A 19,238-nucleotide genomic window follows, 5' to 3' on the forward strand; every position below is an offset into this window, starting at 1 on the left:
CTTTGCGCCGGGAAAACCTGGAACAGCGCCGGCGCAGCTAACGGCCGGTGCGCGCGGGGCACCCTGCGGTCTTTGCGGCTTAAGGTACTCCGGCAGAGGGTAGCGATTACCGAATGCATAGCCAACAAAAAGGCCACCTCGAAGGTGGCCTTGTCGTTTCTGCTCTATGGCTCAGTCGCCGCGGTATTCGCAGCCGCTGGTGCAGGTCTCGTGGATGCGCACGCGCGACAGTTCTGGGAGCAGGGGTTTGACCTGTTGCCAGATCCACTTAGCCAGCACTTCGCTGGTGGGGTTTTCCAGGCCGGGGATGTCGTTCAGGTAGTTGTGGTCGAGTTGCTCGTAGATCGGCTTGAAGATCGCCTTGATCTCGGAGAAGTCGCGAATCCAGCCGGTATAGGGGTCGACCTCGCCTTCGATATGCAGGGCGACGCGGAAGGAGTGGCCGTGCAGACGACCGCATTTGTGGCCTTCCGGCACATGGGGCAGGCGGTGGGCCGCCTCGAAGATGAACTCTTTGAACAATTCCACAGTACAGCGCTCGCGTGAGATGGCCGTCGATCAGGCCCTGAGCCGCGCAGTTTATCAGGTCTGCCCGGACGCCTGGGCGTTCAGCAGTCGGCGGATCTGCTGCGTCAGGTAACGGTGGAAGCGCCGATCGTGCCAGTAGGCCATATGGCTTAGTGGTGTATGGCGTTTGTACCAGGGGCCGACGGGCAGGGCGCGATCTTCGTGCACCAGGGCGGCGTAGGCGGGGATCGCGCGCAGCGGGTAGCCGAGTGGGTCGGCCGGTGCGTAGACATTCAACCAGCGAGCCTGCTGACGTACCGCGTCGCTCAGGCAGTGGCCGGGAAAGCGGATTGGCAGCACCGGGTCGTAGGCGAAGGTGAATAACGGGATGTTGCAGCCGAAGGTGACGATGCCGGCCAGGGTTTCCAAGGCCAGGAAGGGGTCGTGCGGGCAACTGGGGGTAGCGTTGAGTTTCTGCTGGTCCCAGGCGAAGTTGGAGAAGATGTGCCCGCCCAGGGAGTGAGTCAGCACCAGCAGCGGGGTCTGTGGATCGACCTGAGCGCGCAGGGCATTGAGGCCGCTGCGCAGGCACTGGTGCACTTCCTGGTAGGTGGTGTCGTAGGCCTCGCTGACCTTGCGGTAGCCGGCGGCGTCGCCGAGAAACAGAGTGACGATGCGGCGTAACCAGCGCCAGCGCACGGGTTCGCGCTCGAGGCGGGCGAGGAAGGCGTGTTCGCGTTTATCCAGCACGCTGGCCCAGTACAGGGTCTGGAACGCCACCTGCTGGGCGTCGTCGCCCAACTGGCGGCGCAAACCGCGGATCAAACCCTGGGCGAACTGGTGTTGTCCCTCGTGGTCGCGGCTGTCGGGCTGGTTGCCGATGCCGTGGATGATTGCGACTGCCAGCTTCATGCATCCTCCCTGATTGCAGCAGCCTAACCAGCGGCGCTGGCCGCGTCCATCACAAGGGCAGCAGGCGTTCGCCCAGGCGCCCGCTGTCGACCAGTTCGAGGAATTCGTCGCCGAGTCGCACGCTTTCCGCCATCGCCTGGCGCCAGTAGCGTTCACGGCCGGCGTCGTCACCCAGGTAGCGTTTGAAGTCGCTGCGGTCGGGCAGCTTGCCGTGGGGCAGGCGTGCCAGGTACTCGCGTGATGGCGCGAGCAGCAGCACGTCCTGCAGGCGAGTGCGGTCGCCGCGGCGCCAGGGCATGCTCTTGTCGAACCAGCCGGGGATCACCCGGTCGGTGAAGTGCGGGTAAAGCACGATATCCTCGCCGCTGTAGGGCAGGTCGAGGTGATAGTCGAGCAGGCCGCCGTCGCGGTAGGCGCCGGGCTCTAGCCCGGGAATCTCGCGGATCGCTTCCATCACCATGGGGATCGAGCCGGACGCCAGCAGGGCGTGGCGCAGGTTCTCCGCGGTGAGGGCGTGAAAGTGCGAGCGGAAGTCGCGCAGTTGCGCCAGTGGCGGCAACTGGCGGGCGTCGTGCAGGATCACCCGGTCGAAGTGACGCGCCAGACGTTGGCGCGCCAGCAGGTTGTTGCCGATCACCGACGACAGCCCGAGGCTCAGCTTGCCGCGGTGGTCGTGCTGCAGCAGGCCGTGGCTCTTCACCACCACGATATGCAGGCGATGGTACTGGTTGGCGACTATGGCCGCGTCCTGGTCGGCGAGCAGCTCGTGCAGCATCTGGCGGCAGCTGCCGGACACCTCGGCCATGCTCACGCCCTTGGCGAAGCGCTGGGCGGTGTAGAGTTCGCCGAGGCGGCGGATGCCGGCGGCGGCGTCCGGCAGGCAGGCGCTGGCGAAACGCCAGGAACCGATGGAGGCGCCGATCAGCGCGCGTTCGCGCGGCGCGCGCGGCAGCCAGTCGCCGAACAACGCCAGATCCAGGCCCTGGATGCCGAGGCCCTTGGGCCCGCCCGCGGCGCCCGGCAGGATGCCGACATCCGCCGGGCTCAGGCCGTGCTGGCGAATCCGCACCAGGGCTCTGGGGCCTGCCCTGAGGGTCAGGGCAGGGGACTTGATATGGATCGCGCTCATCGCTGCCTCCGTCACGCAAGCAGGCGATTATAGGGCCATGGACGCGCAGGCCAAGTGACTTCAGCGGCTGAATGACGCCGGCAATTCAGCTTGAATTAAGTGCACGGGCCTAGAGTGGCAGGCATCGAATCACTTTCCGGAGGATGCTCCATGAACCTGTTGACCCGCCTGCTGGCCATCGCTGCACTTGCCAGTGCCAGCCTCATTGCCCATGCTCGCGACCTGGGCCCGGACGAAGCGCTGCGCTTGCGCGACGCCGGCACCATCAAATCCTTCGAGTTGCTCAACCAGGCCGCGTTGGCCCAGCACCCGGGCTCGCGCATCGAGGAGACCGAGCTGGAGGACGAATACGGTCGCTACATTTACCAGATCGAACTGCGCGATCCGCAAGGCGTGCAGTGGGACCTGGAACTGGATGCCAGCACCGGCGAAATTCTCAAGAACCATCAGGACGATTGATGAGCTTGCGCAGCACCACGGCATTTTTGTTGCTCCTGGCCGCCAGCCTCGCCGCCGCCCCGGGCGTGGCCCGCGATCTCGATCAGGACGAGGCCCTGCGCCTGCGTCGCGAGGGTGTGATCATGCCCTTCGAGCAGCTGATGCAGCGCCTGGAGCAGCAGTATCCGGGCGCCACCCTGCTGGAGGCGGAGCTGGAGGAGGAGGACGGCGTGCTGGTCTACGAGGTGGAAATCCTCACCACCCAGGGCGTGGTACGCGAGCTGGAGCTGGATGCCCGCGACGGCAACATTCTGAAGGACGAGGAAGACGACTGATGCGCCTGTTGCTGGTGGAAGATCATGTGCCGCTGGCCGACGAGCTGACGGCCAGCCTCAGTCGCCAGGGCTATGCCGTGGATTGGCTGACCGACGGCCGCGACGCCGCCTACCAGGGCGCCAGCGAGCCCTACGACCTGATCATTCTCGACCTCGGTCTGCCGGGCAAGCCGGGTCTGGAGGTGTTGCAGCAGTGGCGTGCCGGCGGCCTGGCCACGCCGGTGCTGGTGCTGACTGCGCGCGGCTCCTGGGCCGAGCGCATCGAAGGCCTCAAGGCCGGTGCCGACGACTATCTGACTAAACCTTTTCATCCTGAGGAATTGGCCCTGCGTATCCAGGCGCTGCTGCGTCGTGCCCATGGCCTGGCCAACCAGCCGCAACTGGAGGCCGCCGGCCTGCAACTGGACGAGAGCCGCCAGTGCGTCACGGTCGGCGGCGAGGCCGTCGACTTGACCGCCGCCGAGTTCCGTCTGCTGCGTTACTTCATGCTGCATCCGGGGCAGATCCTGTCCAAGAGCCACCTGGCCGATCACCTGTATGACGGCGAGACCGAGCGCGACTCCAACGTCATCGAGGTGCACGTCAACCGCCTGCGCGGCAAGCTGGGGCGCAACGTGATCGAGACACGCCGCGGCCAGGGCTACCGTTTCACCGGGGAGCAGGGTTGAGGTCGATCCAGCGTCGGCTCAGCCTCGGTCTGGCCGGCGCCCTGCTGCTGGTGGGCCTGGTGCTGGCTCAGGCCAGCCTCTGGGTGTTCGACCGTGGCTTGCGCGCCTACCTGGAGGAGGATCTGCGCGACGAGGCGCAGGGCCTGCTCGCCGCCCTGGTGCGTGGCCCGGCCGGCTTGCAACTGGACGAGCGGCGCCTCGATCCGTCGTTTCAGCGGCAGTTTTCCGGGCATTACTTTCGTATCGACTTTGCCGACCGCAGCTGGCGTTCGCGCTCGTTATGGGACCGCGAACTACTCAAGCCGCAAGGCTCGGGTATGCAGGCCGAACTCGGCGACGGTCCGCAGGGCCAGCGCCTGCTGGTCTACCGCGCCGATTACCGGCGTTACGGCGAGGCGCTGTCGATCAGCGTGGCGCAGGACTACGAGCCGGTGCTGCAGAGCTTCCGGCGCATGCAGTGGCTGGGCCTGGGCATGGGCGGCGCGGCGCTGCTGCTGATCCTGATCGCCCAGCGCTACACCGTGCGCCGCGCGCTGCGCCCGTTGGAGCAGGTGCGCCGGCAGATCGTCCAGTTGCAGCAGGGCCAGCGCAGCGAGCTGGACGCCGAGGTGCCGGAGGAGCTGGAGCCGCTGGTGGCGCAGATCAACCACCTGCTGGCCCATACCGAAGACACCCTGAAACGCTCGCGCAACGCCCTGGGCAACCTCGGTCATGCGCTGAAGACGCCGCTGGCGGTGCTGATCAGCCTGGCCGGACGCGACGAACTGGCGGCGTACCCGGCGTTGCGCGCCAGCCTGCGCGAGCAACTGACGCAGATCGAACAACGCCTGAGCCGCGAGCTCGGCCGCGCCCGCCTGGCCGGCGAGGCGCTGCCGGGGGCGCGTTTCGACTGCGCGCAGGAGCTGCCCGGTTTGTTCGCCACCCTGGCGATGATCCACGACCGCGGCCTCGACCTGGATTGGCAGGCGCCCGCGGGGCTGGTGCTGCCGCGCGATCGCGAGGACCTGCTGGAGCTGCTCGGCAACCTGCTGGACAACGCCTGCAAATGGGCCGAACGGCGGGTGCGGCTGTCCATCGAAGAGGGCGCCGCGGGCTATCTGCTGTGCGTCGACGACGACGGCCCGGGCATCGACGCCGAGCGGCGCGAGGCGGTGCTCGGCCGTGGCACCCGCCTGGACGAGCAGGTCGCCGGGCACGGCCTGGGCCTGGGCATAGTGCGCGACATAGTCGAGGCCTGGGATGGCCGCATCGAGCTGCAGGACAGCCCGCTGGGCGGGCTGCGGGTGGCGATCAGTCTGCCGCGGCGCTGAGCCCGCCTGCATTCAGTCAGAGCATCACATGCCGTTGGCAAAGGCCGGGTTGTCGAAACCGATGGCCTCGCGTACCGGCTGCAGGGCGCGGGCGTAGCGCACCAGGACATCGAGGGCGTAGTCGATGCGCGCGCGGATGCGCTCATCGGCCTCGTCCGCCGCCTGCGGGCCGTTCAACACCTTCTCCACCTGGCGCACGATCAGGTGCTCCGGCAGGTAGCACAGGCGGCAGTTCTTGTAGCTGGAGGCGCGCAGCTCGCTGATCGGGTAGGCGCCGCCGACCCCGGAGGACACACCCACCAGCAGCCCCGGCTTGTGCGCCAGTTCGGCCTTGCTGGCGTAGATGAAGAAGTTCTTGATCGCCGGGCAGGCCATGCCGTTCCACTCCGGGGCGAGGATCACCACGGCGTCGGCGGCGGCCAGTTGTTGCCGGTACAGCTCCCAGGGGCCGCTGTCTTCAGCCGGCCACAACGGCAGCGGGGCCAGGCCCAGGTCGATGACGTTACTGCTCTCCGGCGTGGTCTGCTCCAGTTCGATCAGGCGCTGGCGCAGAAAGCGCGCGACCTTGCCCGACTGGCTGTTGTTGCGGCTGGACCCGGCGACTAAGGCGATATTGAGCATGCTGTTTCCCCCTTGAGAAGCATGGATGAGGCGATGCACCGCGCGCGGCGCGAATAGATCCGCACCTGCAGGTGCGCACGATTGGCGGCGGCATAGCGCAAAAGAACGCGCAGGCTAGGCCATTGCCTGCCTGCGCGGCAAGGGATCGGCCGCCAGAATGACGGCCGTTTCGCGTCACACGCGGAACTGGTCCATCAGACCCTGCTGGTGGTTGGCCAGGCGATTGAGGTTCTGGCTGACCTGCGCCGATTCCGCGGCCTGGCTGCTGATGGCCTCGGTGACGTCGCGGATCGAGGCGACGTTGCGGTTGATCTCCTCGGCCACCGAGCTCTGCTCCTCGGCGGCGCTGGCGATCTGCAGGTTCATGTCGGTGATCAGGCCGACCGCCTGGCCGATGCGCTGCAGCGCCGCCACCGCCTGCTGCACCTGTTCGACGCTGCCCTGGGCCTGGCGATGGCTGCTGTGCATGGTGCTGACCACTTCGCGAGTGCCGTTTTGCAGGCCCTCGATCACCTGGCGGATTTCCTCCACCGAGTCCTGGGTGCGCTTGGCCAGGTTGCGCACTTCGTCGGCGACCACGGCGAAACCGCGCCCGGCCTCGCCGGCGNCTCGAGCACCGAGCCGATCTGCTCGCTGCTGCTGGCCAGGCCTTCGACCTCCTGCATGGCCACGTTCATCTCGTTGGCCAGCAGCTCGATGGTGCTGGTGGTCTTGTCGATCACCTGCAGGCCCTCGCGGCTGGCCTGGTCGGCGTTGCGCGCGGCCTCGGCGGCCTGGGCGGCGTTGTGCGCGACATCCTGGGCGGTGGCGCTCATTTCCTGGAAGGCGGTGGCCACCTGATCCACCTCGCGGTATTGCTGCTGCATGCCGGCACTGGTCTGGCTGGCGATGGCGGCGGACTGGTCGGCGGTGCCGCGGGCGTCGAGCACGCTGCTTTTGACGTCGGCGATGATCGGCTGCAGCTTGTCGAGGAAGCGGTTGAACCAGCCGGCCAGCTCGCCCAGTTCGTCCTGCTTGGCATAGTGCAGGCGGCGGGTGAGGTCGCCTTCGCCGCTGGCGATGTCCTTGAGCATGGCGGCCACGCCGAGAATCGGTCGGGTCACGCCGCGGGCGGTCAGCCACATCAGCAGCAGGCCGGCGAGCACCGCCAGCAGGCCGAGCAGCAGCGCCTGCAGGCTGTCGCCGGCGCGGCGCTGGTCGAGCTGCTGGCCGAGCTCGATGGCGCGTGCCAGCAGCACCTGCTCCGGCACCTCCACCAGCACGCTCCAGGGCTTGGCCTCGGGGATCGGCTGGAACGGGCTGAGCACCCGCAACATCTCGCCGTGGTCCAGCTCCGCGGCGCTGCCGGCCTGGATCAGGCTGCGCAGCTCGCCGGCATGCTCGCCGTAGGCCTTGTCCACCGCCTGGCTGAGCAGCGCGCCGTCGCGGCTGTGGCCGGCGAGCAGGGCGGCGGGGCTGAGGATGCTGATGTGGCCCTGGCCGTCGTAGAGCTCGCGATTGGCCTCCTGGCTGATCTGCTGCAGGCTGGCCAGGCTGATGTCGACGCCCATCACGCCGATCACCTTGCCGTCCAGCTCCAGCGGGAAGGCGATGCTGGTCATCAGCGTCTGCTGGCCGCCGACCTCGTCGTAGTAAGGCTCCAGCACGCAGGCCTGGCGAGTGTCGCGCGGGCAGGTGTACCAGGCGTTGTAGGGCACGCCGTTGGCGCCGGGCGTGGCGTCGGCGAGCATTTCCTCGGGCATCGACTCGGATTCCAGCGTGCCGGGGGTGGGCTGCGCCCAGTACAGCGAGAAGCGCCCGGCGTCGTTGCTGCCCAGTTCGGCCTGGTCGGCGAAGAGTTCGTCCTTGCCGTCCAGCGCGTTGGGCTCGAACACCAGGTACAGACCGAGCAGCGCGGGGTTGGCCTCCAGGCTGGTGCGCACCTGGCGGGTCAGGTCCTCGCGCAGGTCGAAGGCATCGAGAAAGCGCTTTTCCGCCTGTTCGCGGAGGAACAGGATCTGCCGCGAGAAGCCCTTGCCGTACTGGTAGGCGTCCATGAAGTAGCGCTGAATGCGGATCGCCTGCAGCTCGCCGCGCGCCTGCAGGCGCAGCTTGGCGCTTTCCTCCAGCATGCCGTACGAGGCCTCGCGCACCAGGCCGGCGCTGCGGCTGGACTGGTACTGCGAGGCGCCCACCAGCAGGGTGACGATGGCGAGCAGACAGAGGCCGGCGAGCAGGGTGATCTTCCATTGGATCGAAAGACGGCTGAACAGCATGGGGCGTTCCTTTCTTCGATGGACTACGGCTGGTTATCGGTACGCCGGCGGCTTTCTTGATCGGCGCGCGTGCGGGATCGGGATTATGCACGTTTCGCTCGAAATTCTGAACGCCTGCGTTTTTGACAGCCGTGGCCGCATGCGGCAGAGTACGCGGCTTTTTTCGGCCCGGCGCCTGCGCCGGCATTTCTGTAGGTGGAGCGGTTTATGAACGCAGTAATAGCGGCGGTCGGCATCATGCTGATCCTCAGCCTGTGCCGGGTGCACGTGGTGGTGGCGCTGATCATCGGCGCGCTGGCCGGCGGCCTGCTCGGCGGCCTGGGCGTGGAGGGCACGCTGAGCGCCTTCAACCAGGGCCTCGGCGGCGGCGCCACGGTGGCGCTGTCCTATGCGCTGCTCGGCGCCTTCGCCGTGGCCATCGCCAAGTCCGGCCTGGCCCATGCCCTGGCGGACAAGGCGCTGGCGTTGGTCGGCCAGCAGGACGCGGCCGGTGGCGGCCTGCTCAAGTGGTTGCTGATCGCGCTGCTGCTGGCGGTGGCGATTTCCTCGCAGAACATCCTGCCGATCCATATCGCCTTCATCCCGCTGCTGGTGCCGCCGCTGCTCTACGTGCTGAGCAAGCTGCAGCTCGACCGCCGCCTGATCGCCTGCGTGCTGACCTTCGGCCTGATCACCCCCTACATGTTCCTGCCGGTGGGCTTCGGCGGCATCTTCCTCAACGACATCCTGCTGGCCAACGTGGCCAAGTCCGGGGTGGACGTCAGCGGCGTGAACATCACCCAGGCCATGGCCATCCCGGCGCTGGGCATGCTCTTCGGCCTGCTCGTGGCGGTGTTCTTCAGCTACCGCGGCAAGCGCGTCTACGACCTGGCGAAGATCGAGCAGGCCGAGCGCGTCGACGTGCAGTACAACCCGCTGAGCCTGCTGGTGGCCGGCGTGGCCATCGCCGCGGCGTTCGTCGTGCAGCTGTGGCTGGACTCGATGATCATCGGCGCCCTGGCCGGCTTCGTGATCTTCTCGGTGTCCGGCGTGGTGCGCTGGAAGGAGGCCGACGGGCTGTTCACCGAGGGCATGAAGATGATGGCGATGATCGGCTTCATCATGATCGCCGCCGCCGGTTTCGCAGAGGTGATGAAGGCCACCGGCGAGGTCAAGACCCTGGTCGACGGCGCCGCCGCGCTGATCGGCCACGACAAGGCGATCGGCGCGCTGCTGATGCTGCTGGTCGGCCTGCTGGTGACCATGGGCATCGGCTCGTCCTTCTCCACCATCCCGATCATCGCGGCGATCTTCGTGCCGCTGGGCGTGCAGCTGGGCTTCAGCCCGCTGGCCATCGTCTGCATCGTCGGCACCGCCGGCGCCCTCGGCGATGCCGGCTCGCCGGCCTCCGACTCGACCCTCGGCCCGACCGCCGGGCTCAACGTCGACGGTCAGCACAACCATATCTGGGACAGCGTGGTGCCCACCTTCCTGCATTACAACCTGCCGCTGCTGGCGTTCGGTTGGGCCGCCGCCATGCTGCTGTGACGAGTCCGCGCCGGCTCAAGTGTCCGGCGCCACGGAGCGCTTGATTCCTGCACGGGGCTGCCGGTACATCGGTAGCCCCGTTTTCGTTCAGGCCACCACCGCGGGCGTCGGTCGCCTATCTGAGTCAGAGCGGAAAGTCCCAGCGCTTGATCGCCTCGCTCAGGTGCTCGATCCAGGCGCGCACCGCGGGCGACAGGCCGCGCCGGTGGCTGTAGGCCAGCTGCACGTGGCCCTGGGGCACGCTCCAGGCCGGCAGTAGCGCCAGCAGACGACCGTCGGCCAGCTCTTCGTGGCAGAAGGTGGTGGGCAGCAGGGTGATGCCCAGGCCGGCCAGGGCTGCCTGCTTGCGAACGGCGAAGTCGTCGATGCCCAGCCTGGCTTCCAGCGCGACTTCGTGGGCCTCCTGCGTGGTGTTGTGGTGAAAGCGCAGGTGGATGCGCCGATCGGCGCCGAGGGCGCCGAGCGCCGGCAGGCGTTGCAGGTCTCTGGGGTGCTCGATGCGCGCGCCGCAGAGCAGATCGGGGCGCGCCACCACGTGGGCGCGTGCCGGCACCAGGCGGCGGGTGATCAGCCCCGGCTCCTCGTCGTCGAGGTTGCGTACCCGCAGCGCCACGTCCACGGCTTCATTGAACAGGTCGACGCGGCGGCTGGTCTGCAGGATTTCCAGCTGCACCTTGGGGTAGCGGATGAGGAAGTCGTTGATCAGCCCGGGCAGCAGGGCCAGCCCGCTGGGGGTGGAAAAGCGCACCCGGCCGCGCGGTTCGCTGGTCAGGCTGGCCACCGTCTCCTCGGCCTGTTCGGCCTCCAGCAACATGGCCTGGCAGTGGCGCAGGTAACGTTCGCCGATATCGGTCAGCACCAGCTTGCGCGTGGTTCGTTGCAGCAAGCGGGCGCCCAGGCGGTTCTCCAGTTCGGCGATGCGCCGCGACAGACGCGACTTGGGAATGCCCAGTGCGCGGCCGGCCGCGGCGAAGCCACCGGCTTCCACCACCTTGGCGAAGTAGAACAGATCGTTGAGGTCGTGCATGGTAATCGTCCTATAGGTGGGACGAACTATCGCATTTTTCCGGTCTTATCGTGCATTGGCTCCATGAATAGCATCTCTGCCATCTCGTCGCGAAACGCGCGCCCATTTGGAGAGCCCCATGAAACTGTTGCACCTCGATTCAAGCATCCTCGGTGAGTCCTCTGCCTCCCGCCAGCTCAGCCGAGCCGTGGTCGAGGCCTGGACGGCGGCGGTGCCTGGTACTCAGGTCAGCTACCGCGATCTGGCCAGCGACGCGCTCAGCCATCTGTCCGCCGCCAGCCTGGTGGCAGCCGGCACCCCGGCCGAGCTGCGCGACGCCGCCCAGCGCCACGAGACCGAACTGGCCGAGCGCACCCTGGAGGAATTCCTCGCCGCCGACGCCATCGTCATCGGTGCGCCGATGTACAACTTCGCGATTCCGAGCCAGCTCAAGGCCTGGATCGACCGCGTCGCGATCGCCGGCAAGACCTTCAGCTACGGCGAGAACGGCCCGGTCGGGCTGGCGGGCGGCAAGACGGTGGTGATCGCCTCGAGCGCCGGCGGCATCCATGCCGGTCAACCCTCGGGCCAGGCACACGAGGACTACCTGGTGCGGGTGCTGAACTTCCTCGGTATCGATGACATCGAGATCGTCCGTGCCGAAGGCCTGGCCTATGGCGAGGAGCCGCGTGCCGCGGCGCTGAGCGGCGCCGCACAGCGGATCGCCGAGCTGTTCGCCACCGCCTGAGCGGCAGGCTGAAACGACAAAGCCCGCTTCGGCGGGCTTTGTCGTTGCTGCGCGGAGCGCTGGATCAGACGATCACGCCCTGGCTGCGCAGGTAGTCGTCGTAGGTGCCGCTGAAGTCGGTCACGCCGTTGTCCGACAGCTCGATGATGCGGGTGGCCAGGGAGCCGACGAACTCGCGGTCGTGGCTGACGAAGATCAGCGTGCCGGGGTAGTTCTCCAGCGCCAGGTTGAGCGCCTCGATCGATTCCATGTCGAGGTGGTTGGTCGGCTCGTCCATCACCAGCACGTTGGGCTTTTGCAGGATCAGCTTGCCGAACAGCATGCGGCCCTGTTCGCCGCCGGAGATGACCTTGACCGATTTGAGGATCTCGTCGTTGGAGAACAGCATGCGCCCCAGGGTGCCGCGGATGGTCTGCTCGCCGGTGGTCCACTGGCCCATCCAGTCGAACAGGCTGACGTCGTCTTCGAAGTCGTGGGCGTGATCCTGGGCGTAGTAGCCGACCTCGGCGCTTTCCGTCCACTTCACCGCGCCGGCATCCGGCGCCATTTCGCCGACCAGGGTACGCAGCAGGGTGGTCTTGCCGATGCCGTTGGGGCCGATGATGGCGACGCGCTCGCCGGCTTCGACGGTGAAGCTGAAGTTCTTGAACAGCACCTTGTCGTCGAAGGCCTTGGAGACCTTCTCGATGGTCACGGCCTGGCGGTGCAGCTTCTTGTTCTGCTCGAAGCGGATGAACGGGCTGACCCGGCTGGACGGCTTGACCTCGGCCAGCTGGATCTTGTCGATCTGCTTGGCGCGCGAAGTGGCCTGCTTGGCCTTGGAGGCGTTGGCCGAGAAACGGCTGACGAAGGTCTGCAGCTCGGCGATCTGCGCCTTCTTCTTGGCGTTGTCGGCCAAGAGCTGCTCGCGCGACTGGGTCGCGGCGGTCATGTACTCGTCGTAGTTGCCGGGGAACAGGCGCAGCTCGCCGTAATCCAGGTCGGCCATGTGGGTGCAGACCGAGTTGAGGAAGTGACGGTCGTGGGAAATGATGATCATGGTGCTGTTACGCGCCGTGAGGATGTTTTCCAGCCAGCGGATGGTGTTGATATCCAGGTGGTTGGTCGGCTCGTCGAGCAGCAGCACGTCCGGATCGGAGAACAGCGCCTGGGCCAGCAGCACGCGCAGCTTCCAGCCCGGCGCCACTTCGCTCATCGGGCCGAAGTGCTGCTCCAGCGGAATCCCCAGGCCCAGCAGCAGTTCGCCGGCGCGGGATTCGGCGGTGTAGCCGTCCATCTCGGCGAACTCGCCCTCCAGCTCGCCGACCTTCATGCCGTCTTCTTCGCTCATTTCCGCCAGCGAGTAGATGCGATCGCGCTCGGCTTTGACCTTCCACAGCTCCTCGTGGCCCATGATCACGGTGTCGATCACGTTGAATTCTTCGTAGGCGAACTGGTCCTGGCGCAGCTTGCCCAGGCGCACGTTGGGTTCGAGCATCACCTGGCCGCCGGACGGCTCCAGATCGCCGCCGAGGATCTTCATAAAGGTCGACTTGCCGCAGCCGTTGGCGCCGATCAGGCCGTAGCGGTTGCCGTTGCCGAACTTGACGGAAACGTTCTCGAACAGCGGCTTGGCGCCGAACTGCATGGTGATATTAGCGGTGGAGATCAATTGCTTGTCCTGCGGGGCTGCGGTGGTTAATCGCCTTTCCCGGTTCCTGCACCCGCGCCCGCCACGTCGCTTGTGGCAGGCAGCTGGGCGAACTCGTTCCTGTTGAAGGCCGAGTTCAGCCGCTGGGTATAGGTCGAGGAACATCCACACGCGGTGCCCCGGGCCGGCTTGCGCTGAAGCCATGGGGGCCGGCCTGTCGTCAGGCATGTGTTGGCGTGGTCTGTCGGGCGTCGTATCGCCGGCGCTTGGGGATGCCCTGGGCAGCCAGCGCGGCGTGAAGCGCGCAATGGTACCACTTGGCGGCATGATCCACAGCCCGCGCTTGCGCCACGGAAAGACGAAAGGGCGTTCGGCGGATGGCGATGCCGAAGCCAGCTTGCTCAGCTTGGCGATGCGCGGCGTCATCTTGTCGGGCGGGCTTTGTCGGCAGTGCGCGTTCTCGGGCGTCAGGTCGGGATTTTCTTTCTTCCGGCTGTCGACACCCTAGTGGAAATCCCGACTCTTCACGTCGAGCCCGGTCAGCAGCGGGCTCAGGTCGACCAGGCGCCCGGCGATGACGTGGCGCACGCCGTCGGCGCTTTCCAGGTGACCGTCGATGCGCAGCAGCCGTGCCTGCAGCAGCACCCGGCGCTGGCGCTCGGCCAGGTCATGCCAGACCACCACGTTGACCATGCCGAACTCGTCTTCCAGGGTGACGAAGATCACCCCGCTGGCGGTCTGCGGGCGCTGGCGGCCGATCACCAGGCCGGCGACGCTGACCGGGCGGCCGTGTTCGACCGCGCCCAGCTCACGCGAGCTGCGGCAGCGCCTGGCCCTCAGCCGTTCGCGCAGCAGCGCCAGCGGGTGCGGGCCGAGGGTGGTGCCGAAGGTGGCGTAATCCGTCAGCAGGTCTTCGCCGACCGTGGGTTGCGGCAGCGCCACGGGTTCCTCGCGGCTCGGATGGCCGGCGAACAGCGGCAGCTGCGGCTCCACCCCGGCCACCGCCCAGCGGGCGCGGTAACGGTCGCCGGCCAAACCGCGCAGGGCGCCGGCATCGGCCAGGCATTCGCGCGCGCGGGCATCCAGTGCGGCGCGTCGGCACAGGTCGTCCACATCCTTGAAGGGCGCCGCCTGCCGCGCCGCCTCGATGCGTTTGGCAGCCTCCTCGCGAAAGCCGCGCAGCAGGCGCAGCCCCAGGCGGATCGCCGGCTGCTCGCCGCCGCTTGGCTCCAGGCTGCAGTCCCAGGCGCTGTGGCGCACGTCCGCCGGGCGCACCTCGATGCCGTGGCGGCGAGCGTCCTGCAGCACCTGGTCGGGGCTGTAGAAGCCCATCGGCCAGCTGTTGACCAGGGCGCAGGCGTAGGCGGCCGGCTCGTGGCATTTCAGCCAGCAGCTGGCGTAGGTGAGCAGGGCGAAGCTGGCGGCGTGGGACTCGGGGAAGCCGTAGCTGCCGAAGCCCTCGATCTGGCGGAAGATGCGCGCGGTGAATTCCGCCGTGTAGCCTTTTTCCAGCATGCGCGAGGTCAGCCGCTGGCGATGCGGCTCCAGCCCGCCATGGCGCTTCCAGGCGGCCATCGAGCGGCGCAGTTCGTCGGCCTCGCCGGGGCTGTAGTCGGCGGCGACCATGGCCAGTTCCATCACCTGTTCCTGAAACAGCGGCACGCCGAGGGTGCGTTCGAACACCGGTCGTAATTCGTCTGAAGGGTATTCCACCGCCTCCTCGCCGTTGCGCCGGCGCAGGTAGGGATGGACCATGTCGCCCTGGATCGGCCCGGGACGGACGATGGCGACCTGGATCACCAGGTCGTAGAACTTCTGCGGGCGCAGGCGCGGCAGCATGGCCATCTGCGCGCGCGACTCGATCTGGAACACGCCGACGGTGTCGGCGCGGCTGATCATGGCGTAGGTCGCCGCATCTTCCTGCGGCAGGCCGGCCAGGGTCCAGCGCGTGCCGCGGTAGCGCTCGATCAGGGCGAAGCAGCGACGCAGTGCGCTGAGCATGCCGAGGGCGAGGATATCGACCTTGAGCAGGCCGACCAGGTCGAGGTCGTCCTTGTCCCACTGGATCACGGTGCGCTCGGCCATGCTGGCGTTCTCCACCGGCACCAGGGTCTGCAGCGGGTGTTCGGAGATGACGAAGCCGCCCGGGTGCTGCGACAGGTGACGGGGAAAGCCGATCAGCTCGCCGGCCAGGGTGAGGATGCGGTGTAGTGACGGGCTGTCCGGGTCGAAGCCGGCCTCGCGCAGGCGCTCGGCGTCCGGCATGCGGTCGCTCCAGCGCCCGCAGCAGTCGGCCAGGGCGCCGACCTGATCGGGCGGCAGGCCGAGCGCCTTGGCCACGTCGCGCAGCGCGCCAGCGCCGTGGTAGGTGCTGGCCACCGCGGTCAGTGCGGCGCGCTGGCGGCCATAGCGGCGAAACACGTACTGGATGACTTCCTCGCGGCGCTCGTGCTCGAAGTCGACATCGATATCCGGCGGCTCGTTGCGCTCGCGCGAGAGGAAACGCTCGAACAGCAGCCGGCTGCCCGAGCCGTCCGGGTTCAGTTCGGTGATGCCGAGGGCGAAGCACACCGTGGAGTTGGCCGCCGAGCCGCGGCCCTGGCAGAGGATGTGCTGCTCGCGGGCCCAGCGGACGATGTCGTGCACGGTAAGAAAGTAGCTCTCGTACTGCAACTCGGCGATCAGCTGCAGCTCGTGCTCGACCTGTGCCCGCACCTTGGCGCTGGCGCCGTTCGGCCAGCGCCAGTGCAGGCCTTGTTCGACCCGATGACGCAGCCAGGAGCTGGCGTCGTGGCCAGCCGGCACCAGCTCGTGCGGGTACTGATACTTCAATTGGCCCAGATCAAAGCGGCAGCGTTCGGCCACCCGTAGCGTCTCGTCGAGCAATTCCTGCGGATACAGCTCGGCCAGCTCCTCGCGGCGGCGCAGGTGGCGTTCGCCGTTGGGAAACAGCCAGGCGCCGGCTTCGGCCACCGGCAGATGCTGGCGGATGGCGGTCATGCAGTCCTGCAGGGCGCGGCGGCCGCGGGCGTGCATATGCACGTCGCCGCAGGCCAGGGCGGGAATCTGCAGGCGCGCGGCCAGGGCCTGCAACTGGCGCAGGCGAGCGGCATCGTCGGCGCCGCGGTGCAGTTCGATGCCCAGCCACAGGCGGTCGGCAAAACGCTGGCGCAACCAGCTGCCCTCGTGCTTGCTGGCCTGCGGTTCGGCCAGCCAGATCGCCAGCAGGCCGGCCAGCGGCGTGTCGAAGTCCTCGCGCAGCAGGCGGTAGCGACCCTTCTCGGCGCGGCGCCGGGCGACGGTGATCAGCCGGCACAGCGCCTGGTAGCCGGCCAGGTCCTCGGCCAGCAGCACCAGCTTGGGGCCGCCCTCGATGGGCATCTCGCTGCCGACGATCAGCGCCAGGCCGTTCTCCCTGGCCGCCTGCCAGGCGCGCACGATGCCGGCGAGCGTGCATTCGTCGGTTATCGCCAGGGCCCGGTAGCCGAGGCGCGCGGCGCGCTCGAACAGCTCGCGGGCGCTGGAGGCTCCACGTTGAAAGCTGAAATTGGACAGGCAGTGCAGCTCGGCGTAGTCGGGCGTCATGCGAACCAGCCGTGCAGCTGCAGCGGCCCTGCGCCGCCGACCGGGCGAAAGGCCCAGGCGCGCTGGCCGCTGCGGGTTTGCACCAGGTAATAGTCGCGGCGCAGGTCGCCGCCGTCCCACCAGCCGGATTCGATGCGCTCGGGCCCGGCGAGGATCAGCAGGCCGGCCTCGGCCAGCGGCTGAGGTTCGCCCAGCAGCCAGCCGGGACGCGGCCCGACGCTGGGCAGCGATGGCGTATGCCGGTCGCTCTCGGCCTGCCAGCTCAGCTCCGGGCGGTGATCGGCGCGGGCGCCGAGGCCCTGCACCGCCTCGTCGCCGAGGCGGGCGCGCAGGCGTTCGCGCAGTTGCTCCCAGGGCAGCGACTGCTGCGGTCGCTCGTCGAACAGCTGGCGGTGCTGCGGGGCGAAGGCGGGCAACTCGCGGGCCTCCAGGCGCAGCGCCAGTACCGGCGCCGGCAGTTGCAGCTGCTCCAGGCGGCCGCGGGTCAGCTCCAGCAGCATGGCCGGATCGCGCTCGGCGCTGAGCAGGCCCACCACCAGCTGGCTGGCCGGGCGATTGCGGTGCTCTAGATGCAGGGTGAAGCGCTGCACGCCGCTGTCGCGCCCGGCCAGGTAGGCGGCCAGATCGGCGGTCAGGCGGCGCAGCGGAAACAGCAACGCCTGGTGTGACTCGACCTCGAAGTTGAGCTCGATACGCGCATCGAAACGATCCGGCGGGCGGTAGAACTCCAGGGCCAGCGCCCGTTCGCCGAGCAGGCTGTCGAGGTGGCGCAGCAGCTCGGCCGGAAAGCGCCGCGCCAGGCCGTCACGCGGCAGGGCGAGCAACTGCTGCAGGCTGCGCAGGCCCATGCGGGCGAGGGCGGAGGCGGTCTCGCGGGACAGGCCGATGCGCTCCACCGGCAAGCGCTCGAGCGCGGCGCGCAGCTCGGCCGCGTCGCCGATCGCCAGACCGTCGTGGACGTTGGCCAGCATGCGCGCGGCGACCGGGTTGGGCGCCAGGGTGATGCGCTGCTGGAAACCCAGCTCGCCCAGCTCCCGGCGCAGGCGCGCCTCGAAGCGCGGCCAGGGGCCGAACAGCCCCAGGCTGGAGCCCACCTCCAGCAGCAGACAGCGCGGGTAGTGCAGGCTGACCTGGGCGCTGAAACCATAGGCCCAGGCGGCGAGAAACTGCTGCCAGCGCTCGATGGCGGCGAGGTCGTAGTCGGCGCTGGCGAAGCCGCGGGTCAGCGCCTGGGCCGCGCTGAGCAGCTGCCTGGGCTTGAGGCCCAGCGCGCGCGCCGCCGGGTTGACCGCCTGCAGCACGCGCCGCTGCGGCGGGCCGCCGAGCAGCACCAGCGGCTCGGCCGTTTCGGCACGCTGGCGCATAACGCCATCGAGCGCCAGCTGCGGCAGCAGGATGCAGGCCCAGAGCGGGTTCATTTCAGGACCAGGCCGCGGCCGGCAGCGGTTGCGCCGGCGCCAGGCCGCCGCGGCACTTGAGTACGCGCAGCTGCGCCGGCCGGGCCTCGATGGCCAGGCGCAGGGCCGCCGGCGAGGGGTTGATCGCCTCGCCCAGCGGGCGGTAGGCGAAGGCCAGGGTCTGCCCGGTCTCGGCCGCCACCTGCAGGCGGCGCAGGGCGCGATCCTCGGCCTGCTGCGGCCAGCACAGCACCGCGCCGCAACTGCCCGAGCGCAGGCATTGCTCGGCCGCCCACAGCGCGTCGCGCCCCTGGGCATGGACGATGCTCAGCTGGCGCAGATCGACCTGCGCCGCCAGCCAGGCCTGGGGGTAGGGCAGATGGGGCGGGGCGACCAGCACTACGCGCTCGCCGGCCTGGGTCAGACGCGCCAGGGTTGGCCACAGCAGGCGCAGTTCGCCGATACCGGGGGCGGCCACCAGCAGCTCGCTCAGCGCCGCCTCGGGCCAGCCGCCGCCGGGCAGCAGGGCGTCCAGCGCGGCATGGCCGGTCGTTTGGCGGCTGGGCGTGCGGGCAACGTCCTGGGCGCGCCAGAGGCGGCGGCTGTCGAAGAGGTGCTCGAGGGCGACCACGGAAGGCATGGCGTTGAAATCGTCCGAATACTGTTTATATGTACAGTATTCGGTTTGCCCGGCACCCGGTCAAGCCGCCGGCCGTCGGTGGGCCCCTCGGGTACGCCGGCCATGAGCAGTGAAATCCAGGAGAGATCTTGCCGCGCTAGATTGCAGGCTCAGTGGTTGGCGGCGCGCCGTATGGCGCGCGATATGCCACCCAATAAACAAGCCCCGCACGGGGCGGAGCTTGTTCTACAGCGCTGGGATCAGGCCGGCACGAGCGGGATCTTGGCGTTGGCCGCTGCTTCGCGGAAGTCGGCGATCTGGTCGAAGCTCAGGTAGCGGTAGATGTCGCCAGCCATGCTGTCGATATCCTTGGCGTAGACCATGTACTCCTCGACGGTCGGCAGCTTGCCGAGAATCGAGGCGACCGCGGCCAGTTCGGCAGAGGCCAGGTACACGTTAGCGCCATCGCCCAGACGGTTCGGGAAGTTACGGGTGGAGGTCGATACCACGGTAGAGTTGGCGGCGACGCGCGCCTGGTTACCCATGCACAG

16 protein-coding genes and 1 pseudogene are annotated in these 19,238 nt (G+C 68.3%); 6 read left to right on the plus strand and 11 right to left on the minus strand.

The annotated features are described in order from the left end of the window. Positions 1 to 171: 171 nt before the first annotated feature. From queD to EA796_RS22475, 3 genes are read right to left on the minus strand one after another with little or no spacing between them, the layout of a single operon-like run. Entirely contained in the window at positions 172 to 528 is a 357-nt protein-coding gene (gene queD / locus EA796_RS22465) for a 6-carboxytetrahydropterin synthase QueD (RefSeq protein ID WP_021444059.1), read from the minus strand. Between the two features lie 54 nt (positions 529 to 582). After that, complete coding sequence (locus tag EA796_RS22470; protein ID WP_122110237.1) at positions 583 to 1,419, minus strand: hypothetical protein; 837 nt, start codon at positions 1,417 to 1,419, stop codon at positions 583 to 585. Positions 1,420 to 1,468: 49 nt separating this feature from the next. Then, a complete protein-coding gene (locus tag EA796_RS22475; protein WP_122110238.1) occupies positions 1,469 to 2,548 on the minus strand; it encodes a patatin-like phospholipase family protein in 1,080 nt (359 codons plus the stop codon). Between the two features lie 150 nt (positions 2,549 to 2,698). Between EA796_RS22475 and EA796_RS22480 the strand changes: the two genes are divergently transcribed. Genes EA796_RS22480 through EA796_RS22495 form a run of 4 tightly spaced genes read left to right on the plus strand, consistent with a single transcriptional unit; the run spans position 2,699 to position 5,299 of the window. Continuing rightward, complete coding sequence (locus EA796_RS22480; protein WP_021444056.1) at positions 2,699 to 3,007, plus strand: PepSY domain-containing protein; 309 nt, start codon at positions 2,699 to 2,701, stop codon at positions 3,005 to 3,007. Continuing rightward, a complete protein-coding gene (locus EA796_RS22485; RefSeq protein WP_122110239.1) occupies positions 3,007 to 3,321 on the plus strand; it encodes a PepSY domain-containing protein in 315 nt (104 codons plus the stop codon). Before EA796_RS22480 ends, EA796_RS22485 begins: the two co-directional genes overlap by 1 nt. Beyond that, entirely contained in the window at positions 3,321 to 3,989 is a 669-nt protein-coding gene (locus tag EA796_RS22490; protein WP_122110240.1) for a response regulator transcription factor, read from the plus strand. The genes EA796_RS22485 and EA796_RS22490 overlap by 1 nt, the downstream gene beginning before the upstream one ends. Continuing rightward, positions 3,986 to 5,299, plus strand: a complete 1,314-nt coding sequence (locus EA796_RS22495; protein ID WP_122110241.1) for a sensor histidine kinase — start codon at positions 3,986 to 3,988, stop codon at positions 5,297 to 5,299. The genes EA796_RS22490 and EA796_RS22495 overlap by 4 nt, the downstream gene beginning before the upstream one ends. A gap of 24 nt (positions 5,300 to 5,323) precedes the next feature. Here EA796_RS22495 and EA796_RS22500 read toward each other — a convergent pair whose 3' ends face one another. Both EA796_RS22500 and EA796_RS22505 read right to left on the minus strand, forming a co-directional pair. Beyond that, positions 5,324 to 5,920, minus strand: a complete 597-nt coding sequence (locus EA796_RS22500; RefSeq protein ID WP_021445293.1) for an NADPH-dependent FMN reductase — start codon at positions 5,918 to 5,920, stop codon at positions 5,324 to 5,326. A gap of 174 nt (positions 5,921 to 6,094) precedes the next feature. Next, positions 6,095 to 8,175: pseudogene (locus tag EA796_RS22505) on the minus strand (methyl-accepting chemotaxis protein). A gap of 207 nt (positions 8,176 to 8,382) precedes the next feature. Between EA796_RS22505 and EA796_RS22510 the strand changes: the two are divergent. Continuing rightward, positions 8,383 to 9,702: a Na+/H+ antiporter family protein gene (locus EA796_RS22510; protein WP_122110242.1), complete on the plus strand. Its 1,320-nt coding sequence runs from the start codon at positions 8,383 to 8,385 to the stop codon at positions 9,700 to 9,702. 124 nt (positions 9,703 to 9,826) lie between these two features. Here the strand turns inward: EA796_RS22510 and EA796_RS22515 are convergent, their stop codons facing one another. Next, positions 9,827 to 10,729, minus strand: coding sequence for a LysR substrate-binding domain-containing protein (locus tag EA796_RS22515; RefSeq protein WP_021445234.1), 903 nt, complete (start codon positions 10,727 to 10,729; stop codon positions 9,827 to 9,829). A 118-nt stretch (positions 10,730 to 10,847) separates the two neighbouring features. Here EA796_RS22515 and EA796_RS22520 point away from each other — a divergent pair, with 118 nt between their 5' ends. Beyond that, positions 10,848 to 11,456 carry an FMN-dependent NADH-azoreductase gene (locus tag EA796_RS22520; RefSeq protein ID WP_122110243.1) on the plus strand — a complete coding sequence of 203 codons (609 nt, stop codon included), beginning with the start codon at positions 10,848 to 10,850 and terminating at the stop codon, positions 11,454 to 11,456. Positions 11,457 to 11,520: 64 nt separating this feature from the next. Here the strand turns inward: EA796_RS22520 and EA796_RS22525 are convergent, their stop codons facing one another. The 5 genes from EA796_RS22525 to EA796_RS22550 all read right to left on the minus strand — a co-directional run. Then, a complete protein-coding gene (locus EA796_RS22525) occupies positions 11,521 to 13,107 on the minus strand; it encodes an ABC-F family ATPase (protein ID WP_021445232.1) in 1,587 nt (528 codons plus the stop codon). A gap of 483 nt (positions 13,108 to 13,590) precedes the next feature. After that, positions 13,591 to 16,671 carry an error-prone DNA polymerase gene (locus tag EA796_RS22535; protein WP_122110245.1) on the minus strand — a complete coding sequence of 1,027 codons (3,081 nt, stop codon included), beginning with the start codon at positions 16,669 to 16,671 and terminating at the stop codon, positions 13,591 to 13,593. Beyond that, a complete protein-coding gene (locus tag EA796_RS22540) occupies positions 16,668 to 18,089 on the minus strand; it encodes a DNA polymerase Y family protein (protein ID WP_122110246.1) in 1,422 nt (473 codons plus the stop codon). The genes EA796_RS22535 and EA796_RS22540 overlap by 4 nt, the downstream gene beginning before the upstream one ends. Position 18,090: 1 nt before the next feature. Continuing rightward, positions 18,091 to 18,708 carry a translesion DNA synthesis-associated protein ImuA gene (imuA, locus tag EA796_RS22545; RefSeq protein WP_122110247.1) on the minus strand — a complete coding sequence of 206 codons (618 nt, stop codon included), beginning with the start codon at positions 18,706 to 18,708 and terminating at the stop codon, positions 18,091 to 18,093. 239 nt (positions 18,709 to 18,947) lie between these two features. Next, a partial coding sequence (locus EA796_RS22550; protein ID WP_256679244.1) for an aconitase family protein occupies positions 18,948 to 19,238 on the minus strand: 291 nt, incomplete at its 5' end.

Origin of the sequence: Pseudomonas sp. AOB-7 (genome assembly GCF_003696305.1) — a bacterium.
In the GTDB taxonomy this organism is placed as follows: Bacteria; Pseudomonadota; Gammaproteobacteria; order Pseudomonadales; family Pseudomonadaceae; genus Aquipseudomonas.